Consider the following 16451-nt stretch of genomic DNA (forward strand, 5'->3'; position numbering starts at 1 on the left):
TTTCAGCAGATTGCCACGTTTCAGTTTGAAGAACGATTAGCCGCGGAGAACGCTATGAAGGTATACTATAAAACCTCGTTCAACTCCACAATTTCTTCCAATTGCAAATTCAAGTTTTCTGTATCACCCATACCAGGTTTTTCTTCAGGCTCGCCACTTATTTGGAAACCTATGACATTGATGTTTTTTGCAAGTGTTTTATATAACCCAGCTTCAAAATTAAAACCCAAATATATATTTTTATTTGCAGCAAATTGTTCCAAAAAACTATAATAGATGGGTGAATATTTTCCATTAAAAACATAGTAAATCAAGTGGTGAGAAATCCTATTCAGTCGAGAAATTTGCGATAGGAAATTTTCATTCTCACAATGCACTGCTACAAATATTTCTTTGTCTAATTCGAATAATTTTTCATCAAAAGCACTGAGTGGGATTTGTATCGCATCAAGGGGTAAAATACCGCACACACCTTGAATGGTTTCAAAATCTGCGTCATTAAATTCCCCAATATATTTTGGCCCAGTAAGCCAACCCGCAATTTCTTTGGCCTTCAATACATTTATATAATTAGGCGATTCAGCATCGAAACAAAAACCCACCCAATCAGCCATTGCAGCAGCGGCAAAACGGGCTGCTGTGAGGTTGCTGATATTTGAAAACTTGAGTTCGTACATTATAATGATTTAGTAGATTGCCACCTCGGCCATTATTGTGAGTACTATAATAGAATCTGTAGGACAAGTAGTTTTTAATTTTACCTCCTTCTCTTGACTTCCGTTCAACCATTTTTGCGGCAAAAATTTCACGATTACAGAATCTGTTTTGCCTGCTTTTATATAATACTCGGGATATTTCACCGTGGTACAACCGCAGCCCGCCTTTGAATTTTTAATCAGAATAGAATCCTTAGAGTTATTCGTAAATCTAAATATGGCGGTCTTTTCCCAAGGTGCTTTCAATAAGCCAAAATCAACAACTTTTTTTTCGAAAACTAAGCAAGAACCTTGATGACTTTGAAAAGCCATGATGCAAAACGAAACAAGTATGATATATATAAACTTTCGCATCTATTATAAAAACATCACATCCGTAATCAATTTCATTTTGGCTTGCTCGTTCACCATCTCTATTATTTTCGATTTGCTCATTTCAAATTCATTCCTAAGTACACTGCTATCCAAATGCACATACATACATTTTTGCTTGATATATATTTTCAGCGTGTGCTTAGCAACTACCTTGCCCATTATGTTTTCCCAGGTACTCATAATGTCATACCTCGCCATAGGTTCTTTTAACCTAAACTTGTTGAGCATTTGCTGCATGGCATCCGATAAGGTAGTATGGTCTTTCGCCATTTGCTTCAAAAATAAGTATTATAAAATTATTGGCCTAATATATATGCAAACATTAAGGGGGCCACAATTGATGCATCCGATTCTATTATAAATCTTGGGGTTTCTTTGCTCAGTTTTCCCCAGGTAATTTTTTCATTGGGCACCGCACCACTATAGCTTCCATAGCTAGTTGTGGAATCGGAAACTTGGCAGAAGTAGGCCCAAAAAGGAACATCATGCCATTCCAAATCTTGATACATCATAGGTACCACACATATAGGAAAATCGCCGGCTATGCCTCCACCTATTTGATAGAATCCAACGCCTTGACCCGCAGAATTATTTCTGTACCATTCACTCAACCAAACCATATAATCAATTCCCGATTTCATGGTGGTAGATTTGAGTTCGCCTTTTATACAATAACTGGCAAATATATTTCCCATGGTACTGTCTTCCCAACCTGGGCATATAATAGGCAGATTGCGTTCGGCGGCTGCAAGCATCCAACTATTTTTGGGATCAATTTCATAATACTGTTCCATCTCGCCGCTGTTTAGCATTTTATACATATATTCATGCGGCAAAAAACTGGTTCCAGCATCTTGTGCATCTTTCCACTGTTTATGTATATGTTTTTGTATGCGACGAAAAGCTTCCTCTTCGGGAATGCAAGTATCAGTTACACGATTATAGCCTTGCTCGAGCAAAGCCCATTCATCATTGGCACTTAATTCTCTATAATTAGGCACGCGTTTGTAATGGCTGTGTGCCACAAGATTCATAATATCTTCTTCCAGGTTAGCACCTGTGCAACTTATTATATCAACTTTTCCTTGACGAATCATTTCAGCGAGACTAATTCCAAGTTCAGCGGTACTCATCGCACCTGCAAGGGTAATCATCATTTTACCACCTTTTTCTAAATGAACTCTGTAAGCTTTCGATGCATCGACCAATGCTGCGGCATTGAAGTGTAAATAATTTTTTTCGATAAATTGTGATATAGGTCCTGACATGTTTTGTGTTTTAATTCGACTGCAAAAATATGGGGTTATATGCAGATTTGACAAATTAGCCTTGCCTGTACGTACACGAACTTGTCAAATCAAAGCATGCCCAGCAAGATTTGACAACTTTACGTTCGACGATGCGAGGCAAAGTTGTCAAATCTGGCTAAACAAATTATTGATGATTTCAAATTCATTCTCATTCTTAATCGTGAGCACCATCGAATGTATTTTTTGTTCGCACAAATTGGTTATGATATTTTTGATTTCCTCGTAACTTCCAACTATATAAGGGCAATCGGCATATTTGTTTTTGAAAGGGTCCAACCAATATTGGGGGAAAGTTTCAGATACTTCTGTTTGCATTTCAGTATTCAGGCGGTCTTTCCAATCGGTTTGATTTCCGATCATCGACATTTTTAACAGCTTTTGTCCGAATCGGTCTGCGGGATATAACTCATTTGCCGCTTGCCATGCCTCTTCATTTGTGGGCCTAGCAATAATTCCCAGAGCCAAACTTTTATGATATACTTTTTGCAAATCGTCTTGTACTGAAGGAAGCATTTGCATTTGCGTAAACCCACTATTTTTAATTAAGCTTAGTGCATGTTCCGATTCGCCTGCAATAATAATTTCGGGCATTATGGACTTCTCAATTTGCCCTTCGAGCGAGGCTTGTTTTATGATATAATATTTACCTTCATAACTCACTGGGCCATTGGTGGCCAGGAACAATTGTATAATTTCAATATACTCAGCCAATCGTTGATATCTCTGCTCATGGATTAGATTGTCATTAAGTTGAACAAGGTCGGCTTGGGCCGAGCCCGTCACACAATTAATATATAATTTGCGGTTATATAATTTGCTTAATGAAAATATTTTACGGGCAGCGGCAAATGGATGGACATAAATGGGGTTGAGTGCCACGATAGGCGATATATTACTATGTTCACACAGATATTGAGCCCAAACCCAAGTATCAAAAGCATCGTAGCCCGAGGTGCTACATAACATTCCTTCGCACGCAAACTTATCGCTCCAACCAATCACGTCTTTGTGGTTTTGCAAATACGTGTCGAAAGTATAGCTGCGATGCGGGTGCGTAAAAATTTTAACGGTATGGTCTTGGTAGTTTATGTTCATGGAAAAACAGGTCAAAGGTATGGGCTTAATTACTGCGAATTGGCGATGGAAAACAATCTGGTTTACAATGTGTTGAAAATTAAATAATTCTATTTTGTTGATTAGTTAACTTTTGCGTTTTACTTTTCGCCACAATAAATTACAATAGCTATATGGATTGGAAAAGGTTCAATGGTGAAAAAATAAAAAATGATATTGTACTCGAAGTGGAGAAAACACTTCTTGCAGAAACTGCTGCAGGCCACAAACTAAAAGTATGTATCGGTACCGATTCGCAGGTAAAAGGCGAAGTAATAGAGTTTGCTACGGTTATCGTTTTTGTGCGGGAGAAACACGGTGGTTTTATGTTCATCAGCATGGACAAAAAACGCCAAAAAATGGGCATTAAGGAACGGATGATTACCGAAGTAGCCATGAGTATAGAAATTGCCTACAAGCTTTGTCCCCTATTGGAACAATACAGTGTTGATTTAGAAGTTCACGCAGATATAAACACCAATCCTTCATTCAAATCGAACACCGCACTAAGCGAAGCTATGGGATATATATTAAGCATGGGTTTTGTTTTTAAAGCCAAACCCGATGCATTTGCCAGTAGTTACTGTGCCAATAAGATGGTGCATTAATCCATTGCCGTTGACTTAAGTCAACGGCAATGGATATCTTTGCAGCTTAATTATGAGACGCAAGCACAAAAAGTATATTACCCAAACATTTGAAAATCTTGAGATAACCAATTCTGGCGGATTGGGCCAAAGTATCGCACGCCGAGATAACCTGGTGGTGTTTGTGGACCGAGCAGTGCCAGGCGATATAGCCGATGTATATATTTATAAAGAAGAGAAAAAAGCAGTATGGGGAACTATTGTAAAACTACACCATGCATCGCCCAATAGGGTTGAACCTTTTTGCGAACATTATAGTATTTGCGGTGGCTGTAAATGGCAGCAGATGGATTATGCTACCCAGCTCAAATACAAGCACCAACAGATAGTGGATGCTTATGAACGCACTGGTAAAATTCCCTATAAAGAATTACTGCCTATTATAGCATCTGAGCATACCAAATATTATAGAAATAAATTACAATATTCTTATACCAACAAAGCTTATATGGAGGTGTTCGATAAGGACAATCCCGACCACATGGGCAAGCCTGCACTTGGTTTTCATATCCCCAATAAGTTTGATAAAGTATTCGATGTAAACAAATGTCATTTGATGCATGACTTGCATAATAATATGCGAAATTTTTTGCGGGATAAAAGTTTAGAACTGGGTTATACTTTTTATGACCTTAGGCAAAATACAGGATTGATGCGGGAAGTGATGTTCCGCAATACTATTGACGGGCAATGGATGGTGCTTATGGTGTTTGCTGAACCCCAAATGGAAGCTATCGACAAACTATTACAACTTTTACACCAACAATTTTCGCAAATAAGTTCCTTATATTATACTATCAATCAAAAAACAAATGACAGTTATGATGGCTTGGAAATGATATATTATAGTGGCAATCAATTTTTGACTGAAACTTTAGGCGATTATAAATTTAAAATTCATCCCAAATCTTTTTTTCAAACAAATCCGGTACAGGCTTTAAAATTATATGAAACCACTAAGTTGTTTGCCAATTTGCAGGGCTATGAAAACGTATATGATTTATATTCGGGAACTGGCACAATTGGGCTGTATGTATCGAAACATTGCAAACAGGTAACGGGTATAGAATACGTGCAAGAAGCGGTGCACGATGCTTATGAGAATGCAAGAATAAATGATGTGAGCAATGCCAAGTTTTTTGCAGGCGATATGGTGAAGGTGTTAGATGAAGCGTTTGTTGCAGCCCATGGCCGCCCTGATTTAATAATAACCGACCCACCCCGAGGGGGCATGCACCCCGATGTAGTGAAAAAAATTATGGAGTTAGCACCCAAAAGAATTGTATATGTGAGTTGTAATCCTGCTACACAGGTGCGGGATTTGGCTTTAATGCTTGATAAATATGATGTTGAGAGGGTTCAGCCTGTCGACATGTTCCCACATACCCACCATGTGGAATGTGTAACTGAGCTGGTTTTGAAACCATAAAAATATTTTTTTTGCCAAGCAACTAAATTTGTCACTTAAAAGTCATTAATTTGCATAACTTTTTAATCAATTAATAAAAAACGGAAATGAAAAAAATTTACTTTATACCATTAATGGTTCTGGCTTGGTTTGCCTTCACCGTATTTGAGGTTATTTCGCGTGAGACGCACGATTCTTCTAGTTTAGCTAAAACAGGTGCTCCTGGTGAAGGGCTTTGTAACGACTGCCATGGCGGAAGTCAGCCCAATTCAGGTATAGGGATTACCTCATTCAGCTTAGGAACAAATGGAGATAATAGGTATTTCAATGACGCCACGGGCAGTGATAACCGCATTGATATTACGTTTACCGGAGGCTCCCGTAAATTTGGTTTTCAAATGACGGCCTTGGACAAGAACAATAAAGCTGTGGGCCATTTTTGGGCTCCAAATACGTATGTTGACTCAGGCTTTAAAAACAACCGTTATTATGGTTTCCAGAGCTTCGGCGGAACTTCATTTCCCAATTCAGGCGGGGCTCAATGGGTGATTATGTGGCATTCCCCGCTCAATTATACAGACCCTGTCCATTTTTACACCGCATACAATCAAGCCAATGAAGATTTCACCACAGATGGTGACCGCATATATACACGCCACGATACTGCATTTGTAGACCCTCTGGTTGCTATTGCAATGGCCAAAAAAAATCCCGCAGCTTTCAATGCGTTTGTTACTGCCAACCATAAAATACAAATAGCTTTTGAACCTGAAAAATCTATGAATGTATTGGTTGATTTATATAATATGAACGGCCAAAAAGTTCAAACCCTCCTAAACAGAGAAATGAAACCGGGGGTAACGGAACAAACAATCGATATTCCTGCCCATATCTCTAGTGGCATTTATTTGATAAACTGCGAAAGTAATGGCACAAGGGTGGTAAGGAAGATTTTTATAAATTAAAAGTATTATAAAACTATTATATAAAACCGGTCAAGGAATGGCCGGTTTTTTTTATGTTTAGAACGTCATTCTGAGAATTGCTTCAATTCGAAGAATCTGCATTCGCGTTCAACAGATTCTTCGTTGGAAGCCAACTCAGAATAACGGATAACCGATAACAACCATGCAAAACATAGCATTAAAAAACATACACCAAGATATACAAAAGCTTGTTATTGATACAGGAAACTTTATTAGAAACGAAGGGCTTAATTTTGACCTAGGCGTAGTGGAAACAAAAAGCTTCAACCAATTGGTATCGTATGTAGATAAAACTGCCGAAGAAAAATTGGTGAAAGGGCTATTACAAATATTGCCGACAGCAGGATTTATTACCGAAGAAAAAACAATTAACCGCAAAGGCGACCGTTATACTTTTGTGATAGACCCACTTGATGGTACTACCAATTTCGTGCATGGTCTTCCAGTCTTCAGCGTGAGTGTGGGCCTGATGGATGGAAATAAATTAGTGGCGGGATATGTATTTGATGTTTGTCAAAATTGGCTATTTCATGGATACGAAGGTGGCACTGCGATGCTGAATGATAGTATTATACAAGTATCGAAAGCGGCAAAAATGGAAGATGCATTAATGGCCACCGGTTTCCCTTATTATGATTTTGTGCAAATGCCCGAATATATAGAAGTGCTGAAAGTACTGATGAGGGAAACACACGGACTGCGAAGAATGGGTTCGGCGGCGATAGATTTGGTATATACAGCTTGTGGCAAATTTGATGGTTTTTTCGAGTATGGTCTACAACCTTGGGATGTGGCAGCAGGGGCATTTTTGGTAAAACTTGCGGGAGGTAAGGTAGCCGATTTTAAAGGCGGGGACGATTATCTGTTTGGTAAAACTATTATAGCGGGTAATCCCCAAATATTTGAGAGTTTAACGAAGTTGATTGAGGAGAAATTTGAGAATTAATACCGAAACTCTATAATAATAGTCCAAAAAAAGGGGGACTAATCCTCCCGCATCCCGATAATTATCGGGATTAAGCGGGGCTTTCGGGATGTAGTTCGGCATTGCCATTCTACAAAGTAATCCGCCACAGGCGGAGAACTATTATAGTTTAAGAATTGGTATTACAATCAGTTAAAGACGAAACGAAGAATTTCATGATACCGAGCTATAAGTTAGGTGAATATTCCCAACAGATTCTTCGCCCGAAGCGGGTCCGATAGCAATCGGACTCAGAATGACGTATATGTTATACTATTTCGCAACCACTAATTTTTGCGTATTCAAATTCTGCTGCTTTTCGTTTACAATATGTATATAATAAATGCCGTTAGCTAGGTTTGAAGTTTCTATCATAAAAGAATATTTCCCTTCGGGGAGCGTTGCGTTGCTAAGTGTTTTCAACCATTTCCCTTCGGTATCATACACATCAATTTTAATTTTTCCAGTATGCCTAATACTAAAATCCAAGTGGGTATACTCTAAATTGACAGGGTTGGGATATATAGTTGCATTTAATAAAGGTTCAATGGGGTTTTCTATGCTATTCGGGTTGCAATAAATTAAGCGGGTCATCCTGTTTGCATAATCGCCAAAAACAGAAGCCCCTTGTACCCTCTTTAATGCATAAGAAGTATGCGTAACCACCGCAGGGCAATAGTTTCCATTCCACCTGCAAATACCTGTGTAATCACCCCAACGTTCGTCGGTCTGACTACCTTGACTATTATAATACCAATTGCCTGATTTTATAAGTGTGGGAGGAGCCCAGGTAAAATCTTGTTCGATAGTAGTATAATAAGCAGAAGGATACATTTTTTTGGAAGATACGAGGAAGGTCATAGCTATGGTATTGTCCCAATCGCCATAACCTATCGAAGCAATATTGGGGAACCCAAAGCTTGCTTGGTAACCACTAAGCGAGGATGAATCAATTTTTCCCGTTTTTGTATTAAACCTGCATAATAATAAACTTGCATATCCATTGGTATAAATATCAGCATGAAAACAAAAGAATATATAATTCTTCAAAGTAAACGCACCTAAAATTCTGCAATCATTATTGATTAATTGTTTTGCATTGGGCGAACCTAGCATCAACGCTTGCATAGGGACACTATAATTGAACGAGGTATTATATTGTGTAACTTTAAAAACTGCCTTGCCTGAGTTGAGTGAATCAGTAATCTGACTGATGTCAATTTCGTTTCCACCCCCTTTAATACTATTTACAAAATACATTCCTGGCCCTGAAAGAGATTGTCCGTGGCCAACGGGATATAAGGAAAACAAGGGGTCTTGAAACACTGTTTCCAAGGTATCGTAGATTTTATATTTTAAATTGCCCCCACCCTTATAACCCGTTTGTTTCACTATTTGAAAAATAACGGAGCCTTTGCTTGCTCCGGCATCTGTGAATTTATTTCCGCACACAAATAAATCATTTTCAGAAACTGCAATGTTGGGAAAATCGAACCATATACCTTGGTTGTTTACATTGCCACTTAAATGATATATAAACCATTTGCCAGTAGGATCGCCACTGGTAGAAAAGCATATAACTACTTTAGAGGTGCTTGCCGTTTTGCCTTGTAAAAATACCAAAATAAAACGGTCGTACACCCAATCATAAATCACTTTGGGGTCATAAGAAAAAGCAGACCCGTCCATTGTAAATGCGGGCAATGTATATGTTTTTATTCGGGTATTACTTTTATCATAAAAGTTCACGGTTGAATTAGCTGCTGCTACCACAAACCCAGCCCGCGACACCGCTACCGTATTGTCGCTGGGGCTGCCACCATCGTAGGTGCAACCATCCACGTCAGATTCGATTGAAGCTGTACTTGCCACATTGGTTTTATAGGAAGTATTCAAATCTATTCCCATATCTGGGCCAGGATTTTGAGCAATTAATTTTTTTCGTTTGGCAATAACTTTTTCCAGTTCAGGGTCTTCTTCTTCGAGGTTTCTTTGCACAATAGCCACATTCCACACACCGCTGTCATTTTTGGGGTCAAATACTTGAATAGATTCTGAGTATAATATTTCACTTCCAACGCAAACAGTTTTTGCACCGGGTAATATATCCATTTGGCAAACCGCGTTTTTTGTAGTCATCAAAAAACATATAGTAATGCTGATAGTAAATAATCTCAATTTCATAATAATGGCTGTAAAGATACAACAGATATTTGAAATGGGGAAAACACCTGTATCAGTTTTGTGTCAAAGAAACCTTATCATTCCGTTCCGATAACTATCAGAAGGGCGAGGCTCGCCGACGGCGGGTGCGATGTCGTCCCTTAGTACTTCGTTGGTGAGCAGTAGCTGTCTCCTACTCCCGATAGCTATCGGAAGACATGACAAAAATCAAACAATACTCTGCAATAGCTTGTCAGTATATAGCGATTTCGGATTATTGAATACCTCCTCTGTACTGCCATAATCTTCCACTTGCCCTTTTTGCAATACCAAGATTTGATGCCCCATAAAACGGGCTACGCTCAAATCGTGCGTGATGAATAAGTATGATAACTGCAATTCGTCTTGCAAATCTTTGAGCAAATTTAGGACTTTTGCTTGTACCGAAACATCTAGAGCAGCAACACTTTCGTCGCATACTATAAATTGTGGATTGAGTGCCAAGGCTCGTGCAATACAAACCCTTTGTCGCTGCCCGCCGCTTAATTGGTGCGGATAGCGTTTGGCAAAATCGGCAGGCAAACCAACTTTTTCCAGTAAATAAATTACTTTCTCATTTATCTTTATACTTTTGTCTCTATACACCTCAAAAGGTTCCCCTATAATAGTTTCAATTTTATGTTTTGGATTTAGCGAAGAATAAGGATCTTGAAACACCATTTGCAAATGCCTGCGATAATTTCTATATTGTGCTTCGTTTAATTTTGCAAGGTCAGTATTATTATACAATATTTCGCCAGCAGTGGGTTTAATTAATCCCAATAACATGCGGCCTACGGTTGATTTGCCCGAGCCGCTCTCGCCCACCACGCATAGAGTCTGGCCTTTGTAAACTGTAAAACTCACATCGCTTACTGCCGTGAATTCTGGGGCTTTGGCAAATATTTTTTTACTAGGAAGTTTATAAGTTTTATATAATGATTTTCCTTCTAATAATATTTCATTTGAAGTATTATATATGATAGTTTTGGGCTCTACATTTTCACCCGAAACAGGCAGTCTTTTACTATTATAGTTTTTCGAAGGTCGGCAATTAATCAAATTAATAGTATAGGGGTTTTGCGGATTATTGAACACCGATTTCATTTCGCCACGTTCTACAATCTCACCTGCTCTCATCACCATTACTTTTTGTGCCAGGTGGTTCACCAAATTCAAATCGTGACTGATAAATATGAGCGACATATTTCTATCTTTCACCAATTTCAATAATAATTCAACCACTGTTTTTTGCACTGTAACATCTAATGCAGTAGTAGGTTCATCGGCAATTAATAGTTGCGGGTTCGACGATAATGCCATGGCAATCATCACACGTTGTCTTTGTCCGCCACTCAATTGGTGTGGATACGATTGCCATATTCTTTCAGGGTCTGGCAATTGTACTTCTTCAAACAATTTAATCGTAGCTGCCTTTGCTTCTGTTTTTTTTTTGCCCAAATGCTTTTTGATTCCTTCGGCTACTTGCCAACCACAAGTATATGCTGGATTGAGCGAACTCATCGGCTCTTGAAATACAAATCCTATTTGCTTTCCCCTGATATGTTCTAATTGTTTTTCACTTAGTTTTAATAAGTCTGCAGTTTTTCCTTCACTATTAGTAAATATAGCTTCACCCGTAATTTTGGTAGTATGTTTATCTAATAATTTGAGTATTGAAAAACAAGTAATGGATTTTCCAGAACCGCTCTCACCTACAACGCCAAGTATTTCGCCATGCCCCAGTTCAAATGATATATCTTTTACCGCAGGCGTATTTTGTCCTGCAAATGATATACTGAGGTTTTTTACACGAAGCATATATTATAATAGTTTTTTCATTGTGATGTTGAGTTTTTCAATGTCATGTTGTCCCAATAATTATCGGGCTTATCGAAACATTGCATTGATAAACATAATGCTCCTTATATTATTGTTGTCGTGCTTTTTTGTCATGCTGAACCGATAGCTATCGGGATAATCGAAGCACGACAAAAAATAAACTATGATATACTTTCAAAACCAAGATATGAATGTAATACTTTTGGAAGTATAATACCTTCGGCGGTTTGGTTATTTTCGAGCAATGCGGCTACAATTCTAGGCAATGCCAATGCTGAACCGTTGAGTGTGTGAGCCAATTTTGTTTTGCCATCACTCTTATATCTTAGTTTTAATCTGTTACTCTGAAACGATTCAAAGTTTGAAACTGAACTTACTTCTAACCAACGTTCTTGTGCAGCACTCCACACTTCCATATCATAAGTATGTGCAGATGCAAAACTCATATCACCCCCACATAAACGCAGCACACGATAAGGTAGTTCCAATTTTTGCAAAAGACTTTGAACATAGTTACTCATTTGTTCCAATATATCATAACTTTCATCGGGATGGGCAATCTGTACAATCTCCACTTTATCGAACTGGTGTAAGCGATTGAGTCCGCGTACATGGGCTCCCCAACTACCCGCTTCCCTGCGGAAACAAGGTGTATATCCCACATTTTTTACAGGTAAATCTTCTTCACGCAAAATCACATCTCTATATAAGTTTGTAATAGGAACTTCTGCAGTGGGAATACAATATAAATTATCGGCAGGCATATAATACATTTGTCCTTCCTTATCGGGCAGTTGCCCAGTGCCGTATCCTGAATCTTCGTTCACTAAAATAGGTGGTTGTATCTCCATAAAACCCTGCTTCAATGCTTCATCTAAAAAAAAATTGATGAGGGCACGTTGCAGTCTCGCACCTTTGCCTTTATATACAGGAAATCCTGCACCTGTTATTTTATTTCCAAGTTCAAAATCTATTATATCATATTGTGAAATTAAATCCCAGTGCGGCTTGGCACCATCATATAGTTTTTTTATTTCACCATGTTCTAATACTATTTCATTTTCTTCTGGAGTTTTACCTGCGGGTACGCTTGTGTGTGGTAAGTTGGGCAACAGAATCATCATTTTCTGTTGCTCATCTTCCAAAGATTTCAATTGCTCCTCTAACGATTTATTTTGTTCTTTAATTTCCAAGGTGCGGGCACGCATTCCCTCAGCTTCATCTTTTTGCCCCGCCTTCATCAGGTCACCAATTTGTTTCGACAATACATTAAGTTCGTTCAAGTTGGCCTCCACCCCACCTTGGCACTTGCGGCGTTGCTCGTCAGTATTTATAATATTGTCCACGAGTTCAGGCTGCTTGAAATTTTTCTTGGCAAGCCCCGCCAATACTAGCTCTTTTTGCTCGCGAAGTAATTGTATTTGTAACATGGTTTATAGGTTTTGGGCTGCAAAGATAGGAATGTAATGGTTAATTACTGTCGGCTGAAGCACGACGGGTATGGATAGGATAAGGGAGGTTTTGGGCCTTGTTTGTAATTTAAAAAGATTTAAGAATAAGCACTAACGAAGTATAAGGTGCGAAGTTTTATAACCCAGGCAACCATCATAATAATTTTGTAGATGTCTCCTACCGTCGACATGACAAAATACGAGGAACATGGTGCGTCAGCCACTTTTAATACGATTGCTATCGGGACTTCATTCGTTAATCCTTGAAAAAGATAAATTAATTTTATAGAAAAATATGAAGGACGGCACATTGATTGTAAGTTGGAGTATCACAATATGAATAAAAAAAATACTTTATATATATTTATTGGTTTCTTATTATTTGCTCACATTTGCAAAGCGGACGATAACTATATAAACAAGCTGGAACAACAACTAAAAACCAAAACCGATACTGCAAAAGCAAATACACTGAACGATTTATGTTGGCTTTATCGCAGACAAATACCCGAAAAAGCATTACAATATGGAGCAGAGGCTTTAAAAATAAGTGAACAGTTACATTACAATAAAGGCATTGCTTATTCTTATAAAAATCAGGGTGTAGTATATTGGATTAAGGCTGATTATTATATAGCAAAAAAGTATTATAATAATGCATTAAGGAAATTTGAGGAATTGAAAAATAATGTTGAAATTGGGAATATTCACAATTTATTCGGATTAATTTATGCCGACCAAGGCAATTATAAAGAAGCAATATATAGTTATAAGAAATCATTTGAACTATTTACACAAATAAATGATGATGATGGAAAAGCTAAGGCAAATTCTAATTTGGGAATTGTATATTACCACCTCAACCAATTTGATAAAGCACTAGATAGATATCTGTTCGCACTAAAAGTATATGAAAATAAAAACGACAAATTCGCACTATCGAATGTATTTACCAATATAGGTATTATTTATCTCAATCAAAATAATTTCTCACAAGCTTTAAAATATTATCAGTCGTCTTTACTTATAGATATGGAATTAAATGATATAGCAGGTACTGGAAAAAGTTATACAAATATGGGAGTCTGTTATTTTGATATGGAGCAACTTGATAGCTCCTTTGCGTACCACCTTAAAGCAATGGCCGCATACAAACAAATTGGCGATAAAAAAGGAATATCAGAAACTTATATTAATATTGGTGAATTATTCTTCCAAAGAAAGAATATGGCTGAGGCTGAGAAGTATTTGTTAGCGGCTTTACAACTTAAAAAACAAATCGGAGATCAATCTGGAGAAGTAGTAGCGAATATTAATTTAGGCAGATTGTATATCGACCAAAAACTATATAATAAAGCCCTCAACCATATGTTATTTGCGTTACCTTTAGCTACGCAAATAAACTCATTAAAATATCAAGCTGAAGCAAATTTGTACATATCAAAAGTATATGAAGAACTCCAACAACCAATTAAAGCATTATCATACTTTAAAGCATTTAACACTTTAACTGACAGTATTAATAACGATGAGTCACGCAATAAATTATTAAATTTACAAATAGCTTTTGAAACGGATAAGAAAGAGCAAGAAATAGAATTGCTCAAAAAAGAATCTATTATAGAAACGAATAAAAAAAGAGCTTATGCCATAGGCGGTGTGCTACTCACTTTATTGGCGGTAGTCATAATCAGTAGACAAAGATTAAAACATCAAAAAGAAAAAAAGATAGCTGAAAGTGAATTGGAAAAAAATACAATTAAACAAGAGGCGTTGCAATTAGAACTTGATAAACTAGAAATCGAATTGACCTATAATAAACAAGCCCTGATTACGTTTACGAAAAACATGATAGAAAAAAATGATTTGCTAGAACAATTGAGAGAGCAGGTAACTGAATTGGAATCGAATAATCAAAACAATATTAGAATAGAAAAAATAAATGAACTTACAGAATCTAGAATTATAACAGATGATGACTGGGAAAAATTCAAAAAATTATATACCAAAGTTTACCCAACATTTATGATTCGTGTGAAAGAAATCTATCCTACAATTACCCAAGCTGAAATAAGACTTGCTGCTTTGATTGGATTAAAATTATCATCAAAAGAAATTGCTTCCATGATTGGAATATCGGTTGACAGTGTAAAAAAGGCACGTCAACGATTGCGGAAAAAAATAAAATTAGAAACTGATGACGATTTAGATTCTCATATTTTGAATCTGCTTAATTCTAAATAAAAATTCTGATATATAAACAGTTATCTTGTTGTACCCCTTTTTGTCTTGCCCTATTTTGTTACCAATATTGGTTGTCTGCACGTGTTTTGCCAAAAATAAAATTCACCATTAAAAACAAAATAATTATGCAATTTAAAAAACTATTTCTATTATCAGCACTGGCAACATTTATTACCAGTAATTCCTATGGGCAAACTGTAAAAAATGCCAATGTAGCTTTAGGTAACTTATCGACCAATCTTTATTTCGATAGTTATGACGACAATACAAAAACAGTGAAGAATTTAAACTTCACTGCCTTATGTGATGGTTCAAATTCAGCAGAAATAACAGAGGCTTTTACTATTAAAGTATATATATGGGATGGTTCAAATCCTACGTTTGTAAAAACCTACAATAATGATGGTTTATATCATTTTGGAGCCAAAGAATATGCAAATCAAGATATTGATTTAAGTGGTTTACAACTTGCAGCTGGCACTTATCGTTTGGGCGTATTTGTGGATGCAGACAATGCTATTCCTAACCCTCCAGATGATCCTACTGACAATGCTTACCTTACCCAAGGCAATATAGTTTTTACACCTAAAAGTGGAAATAATAGCATTACAGCAAAACAAAGTATTTTTAGTTCTGTTTCTGTATTCCCGAATCCTGCTACTGAGCAAATAAATGTCAAATGGGATGCAACTGAAAAATTAGATTTGGTAACTATTGCTAACATGAATGGGCAAATTGTCAAACAAATTACTTTCAGCAATAATCAAAATTTAACTACAATTAATACTACAGATTTGCCAATTGGTATTTACACACTTACCATGCATTCTGCTGCAATTATATCAGTTCAAAGATTTAGTATAGTTACCAATAAATAATATTATATTTACATTTAATAGCGAGAGATTAAAAGTATCAAATACTGCTAAATGAGAAGTATTTGATACTATTTTTAAATATTATACCAATTCTTAAACTAAAATAGTTCTCCACCTGTGGCGGATTGGTTTGTAGAATGGTAATGCCGAACTACATCCCGAAAGCTTTCGGGATTAGTCCCTTTCTTTTGGACTATTATATATTGAGTGTCGGTATTACCACTATTCCTGCCATTTCTCAATAGTTGAATCTCCTGCATCAATTGTGCAACTAATATTTTGAGTTCAACAATCTCTCGTTTAAGAGAATCATAC

The 16451-nt window shown here is 37.0% G+C and carries 15 protein-coding genes; 6 read left to right on the top strand and 9 right to left on the bottom strand.

What is annotated here, in order from left to right:
- Positions 1-65: 65 nt before the first annotated feature.
- From SGJ10_05190 to SGJ10_05210, 5 genes are all read right to left on the bottom strand, one after another.
- Complete coding sequence (locus SGJ10_05190) at positions 66-677, bottom strand: hypothetical protein (protein MDZ4757518.1); 612 nt, start codon at positions 675-677, stop codon at positions 66-68.
- Between the two features lie 9 nt (positions 678-686).
- On the bottom strand, positions 687-1028 hold the full coding sequence (locus SGJ10_05195) for a DUF1573 domain-containing protein (protein MDZ4757519.1): 342 nt from the start codon (positions 1026-1028) through the stop codon (positions 687-689).
- A gap of 45 nt (positions 1029-1073) precedes the next feature.
- Positions 1074-1361, bottom strand: a complete 288-nt coding sequence (locus SGJ10_05200) for a DUF721 domain-containing protein (GenBank protein ID MDZ4757520.1) — start codon at positions 1359-1361, stop codon at positions 1074-1076.
- 26 nt (positions 1362-1387) lie between these two features.
- On the bottom strand, positions 1388-2359 hold the full coding sequence (locus SGJ10_05205) for a deoxyhypusine synthase family protein (protein ID MDZ4757521.1): 972 nt from the start codon (positions 2357-2359) through the stop codon (positions 1388-1390).
- Positions 2360-2506: 147 nt separating this feature from the next.
- Positions 2507-3496: an LLM class flavin-dependent oxidoreductase gene (locus tag SGJ10_05210; GenBank protein ID MDZ4757522.1), complete on the bottom strand. Its 990-nt coding sequence runs from the start codon at positions 3494-3496 to the stop codon at positions 2507-2509.
- Between the two features lie 152 nt (positions 3497-3648).
- Between SGJ10_05210 and SGJ10_05215 the strand changes: the two genes are divergently transcribed.
- From SGJ10_05215 to SGJ10_05230, 4 genes are all read left to right on the top strand, one after another.
- Positions 3649-4122, top strand: a complete 474-nt coding sequence (locus SGJ10_05215; GenBank protein MDZ4757523.1) for a ribonuclease H-like YkuK family protein — start codon at positions 3649-3651, stop codon at positions 4120-4122.
- 52 nt (positions 4123-4174) lie between these two features.
- Positions 4175-5590, top strand: coding sequence for a 23S rRNA (uracil(1939)-C(5))-methyltransferase RlmD (gene rlmD, locus SGJ10_05220; protein MDZ4757524.1), 1416 nt, complete (start codon positions 4175-4177; stop codon positions 5588-5590).
- Between the two features lie 86 nt (positions 5591-5676).
- Positions 5677-6534 (top strand): choice-of-anchor V domain-containing protein, encoded by an 858-nt coding sequence (locus SGJ10_05225; GenBank protein ID MDZ4757525.1) that lies wholly within the window; start codon positions 5677-5679, stop codon positions 6532-6534.
- Between the two features lie 163 nt (positions 6535-6697).
- Positions 6698-7501, top strand: a complete 804-nt coding sequence (locus SGJ10_05230; protein ID MDZ4757526.1) for an inositol monophosphatase family protein — start codon at positions 6698-6700, stop codon at positions 7499-7501.
- Positions 7502-7792: 291 nt separating this feature from the next.
- On the opposite strand, the gene SGJ10_05235 is transcribed toward SGJ10_05230, so the two are convergent.
- The 3 genes from SGJ10_05235 to serS form a co-directional block, all read right to left on the bottom strand.
- Positions 7793-9703 (bottom strand): T9SS type A sorting domain-containing protein, encoded by a 1911-nt coding sequence (locus SGJ10_05235; protein ID MDZ4757527.1) that lies wholly within the window; start codon positions 9701-9703, stop codon positions 7793-7795.
- A gap of 207 nt (positions 9704-9910) precedes the next feature.
- On the bottom strand, positions 9911-11542 hold the full coding sequence (locus SGJ10_05240) for an ABC transporter ATP-binding protein (protein ID MDZ4757528.1): 1632 nt from the start codon (positions 11540-11542) through the stop codon (positions 9911-9913).
- A gap of 182 nt (positions 11543-11724) precedes the next feature.
- Positions 11725-12993 (bottom strand): serine--tRNA ligase, encoded by a 1269-nt coding sequence (gene serS, locus SGJ10_05245; protein ID MDZ4757529.1) that lies wholly within the window; start codon positions 12991-12993, stop codon positions 11725-11727.
- A 357-nt stretch (positions 12994-13350) separates the two neighbouring features.
- Between serS and SGJ10_05250 the strand changes: the two genes are divergently transcribed.
- Positions 13351-15258, top strand: a complete 1908-nt coding sequence (locus SGJ10_05250) for a tetratricopeptide repeat protein (GenBank protein MDZ4757530.1) — start codon at positions 13351-13353, stop codon at positions 15256-15258.
- Between the two features lie 125 nt (positions 15259-15383).
- Positions 15384-16136 carry a T9SS type A sorting domain-containing protein gene (locus tag SGJ10_05255; protein ID MDZ4757531.1) on the top strand — a complete coding sequence of 251 codons (753 nt, stop codon included), beginning with the start codon at positions 15384-15386 and terminating at the stop codon, positions 16134-16136.
- A 98-nt stretch (positions 16137-16234) separates the two neighbouring features.
- Here SGJ10_05255 and SGJ10_05260 read toward each other — a convergent pair.
- Positions 16235-16451 (bottom strand): hypothetical protein (locus tag SGJ10_05260; protein ID MDZ4757532.1); only part of this gene is annotated, 217 nt, incomplete at its 5' end.

It is taken from the genome of Bacteroidota bacterium (genome assembly GCA_034439655.1).
In the GTDB taxonomy this organism is placed as follows: Bacteria; Bacteroidota; Bacteroidia; order UKL13-3; family UKL13-3; genus CANJUD01.

Bases quoted from the DNA above. Each gene is read 5' to 3' on its own strand.
- SGJ10_05240 (MDZ4757528.1), bottom strand. From the start codon at position 11,542: ATGCTTCGTGTAAAAAACCTCAGTATATCATTTGCAGGACAAAATACG.
- SGJ10_05235 (MDZ4757527.1), bottom strand. From the start codon at position 9,703: ATGAAATTGAGATTATTTACTATCAGCATTACTATATGTTTTTTGATG.
- SGJ10_05225 (MDZ4757525.1), top strand. From the start codon at position 5,677: ATGAAAAAAATTTACTTTATACCATTAATGGTTCTGGCTTGGTTTGCC.
- SGJ10_05200 (MDZ4757520.1), bottom strand. From the start codon at position 1,361: ATGGCGAAAGACCATACTACCTTATCGGATGCCATGCAGCAAATGCTC.
- SGJ10_05215 (MDZ4757523.1), top strand. From the start codon at position 3,649: ATGGATTGGAAAAGGTTCAATGGTGAAAAAATAAAAAATGATATTGTA.
- rlmD (MDZ4757524.1), top strand. From the start codon at position 4,175: ATGAGACGCAAGCACAAAAAGTATATTACCCAAACATTTGAAAATCTT.
- SGJ10_05190 (MDZ4757518.1), bottom strand. From the start codon at position 677: ATGTACGAACTCAAGTTTTCAAATATCAGCAACCTCACAGCAGCCCGT.
- SGJ10_05210 (MDZ4757522.1), bottom strand. From the start codon at position 3,496: ATGAACATAAACTACCAAGACCATACCGTTAAAATTTTTACGCACCCG.
- SGJ10_05195 (MDZ4757519.1), bottom strand. From the start codon at position 1,028: ATGGCTTTTCAAAGTCATCAAGGTTCTTGCTTAGTTTTCGAAAAAAAA.
- SGJ10_05230 (MDZ4757526.1), top strand. From the start codon at position 6,698: ATGCAAAACATAGCATTAAAAAACATACACCAAGATATACAAAAGCTT.
- SGJ10_05255 (MDZ4757531.1), top strand. From the start codon at position 15,384: ATGCAATTTAAAAAACTATTTCTATTATCAGCACTGGCAACATTTATT.
- SGJ10_05205 (MDZ4757521.1), bottom strand. From the start codon at position 2,359: ATGTCAGGACCTATATCACAATTTATCGAAAAAAATTATTTACACTTC.
- serS (MDZ4757529.1), bottom strand. From the start codon at position 12,993: ATGTTACAAATACAATTACTTCGCGAGCAAAAAGAGCTAGTATTGGCG.
- SGJ10_05250 (MDZ4757530.1), top strand. From the start codon at position 13,351: ATGAATAAAAAAAATACTTTATATATATTTATTGGTTTCTTATTATTT.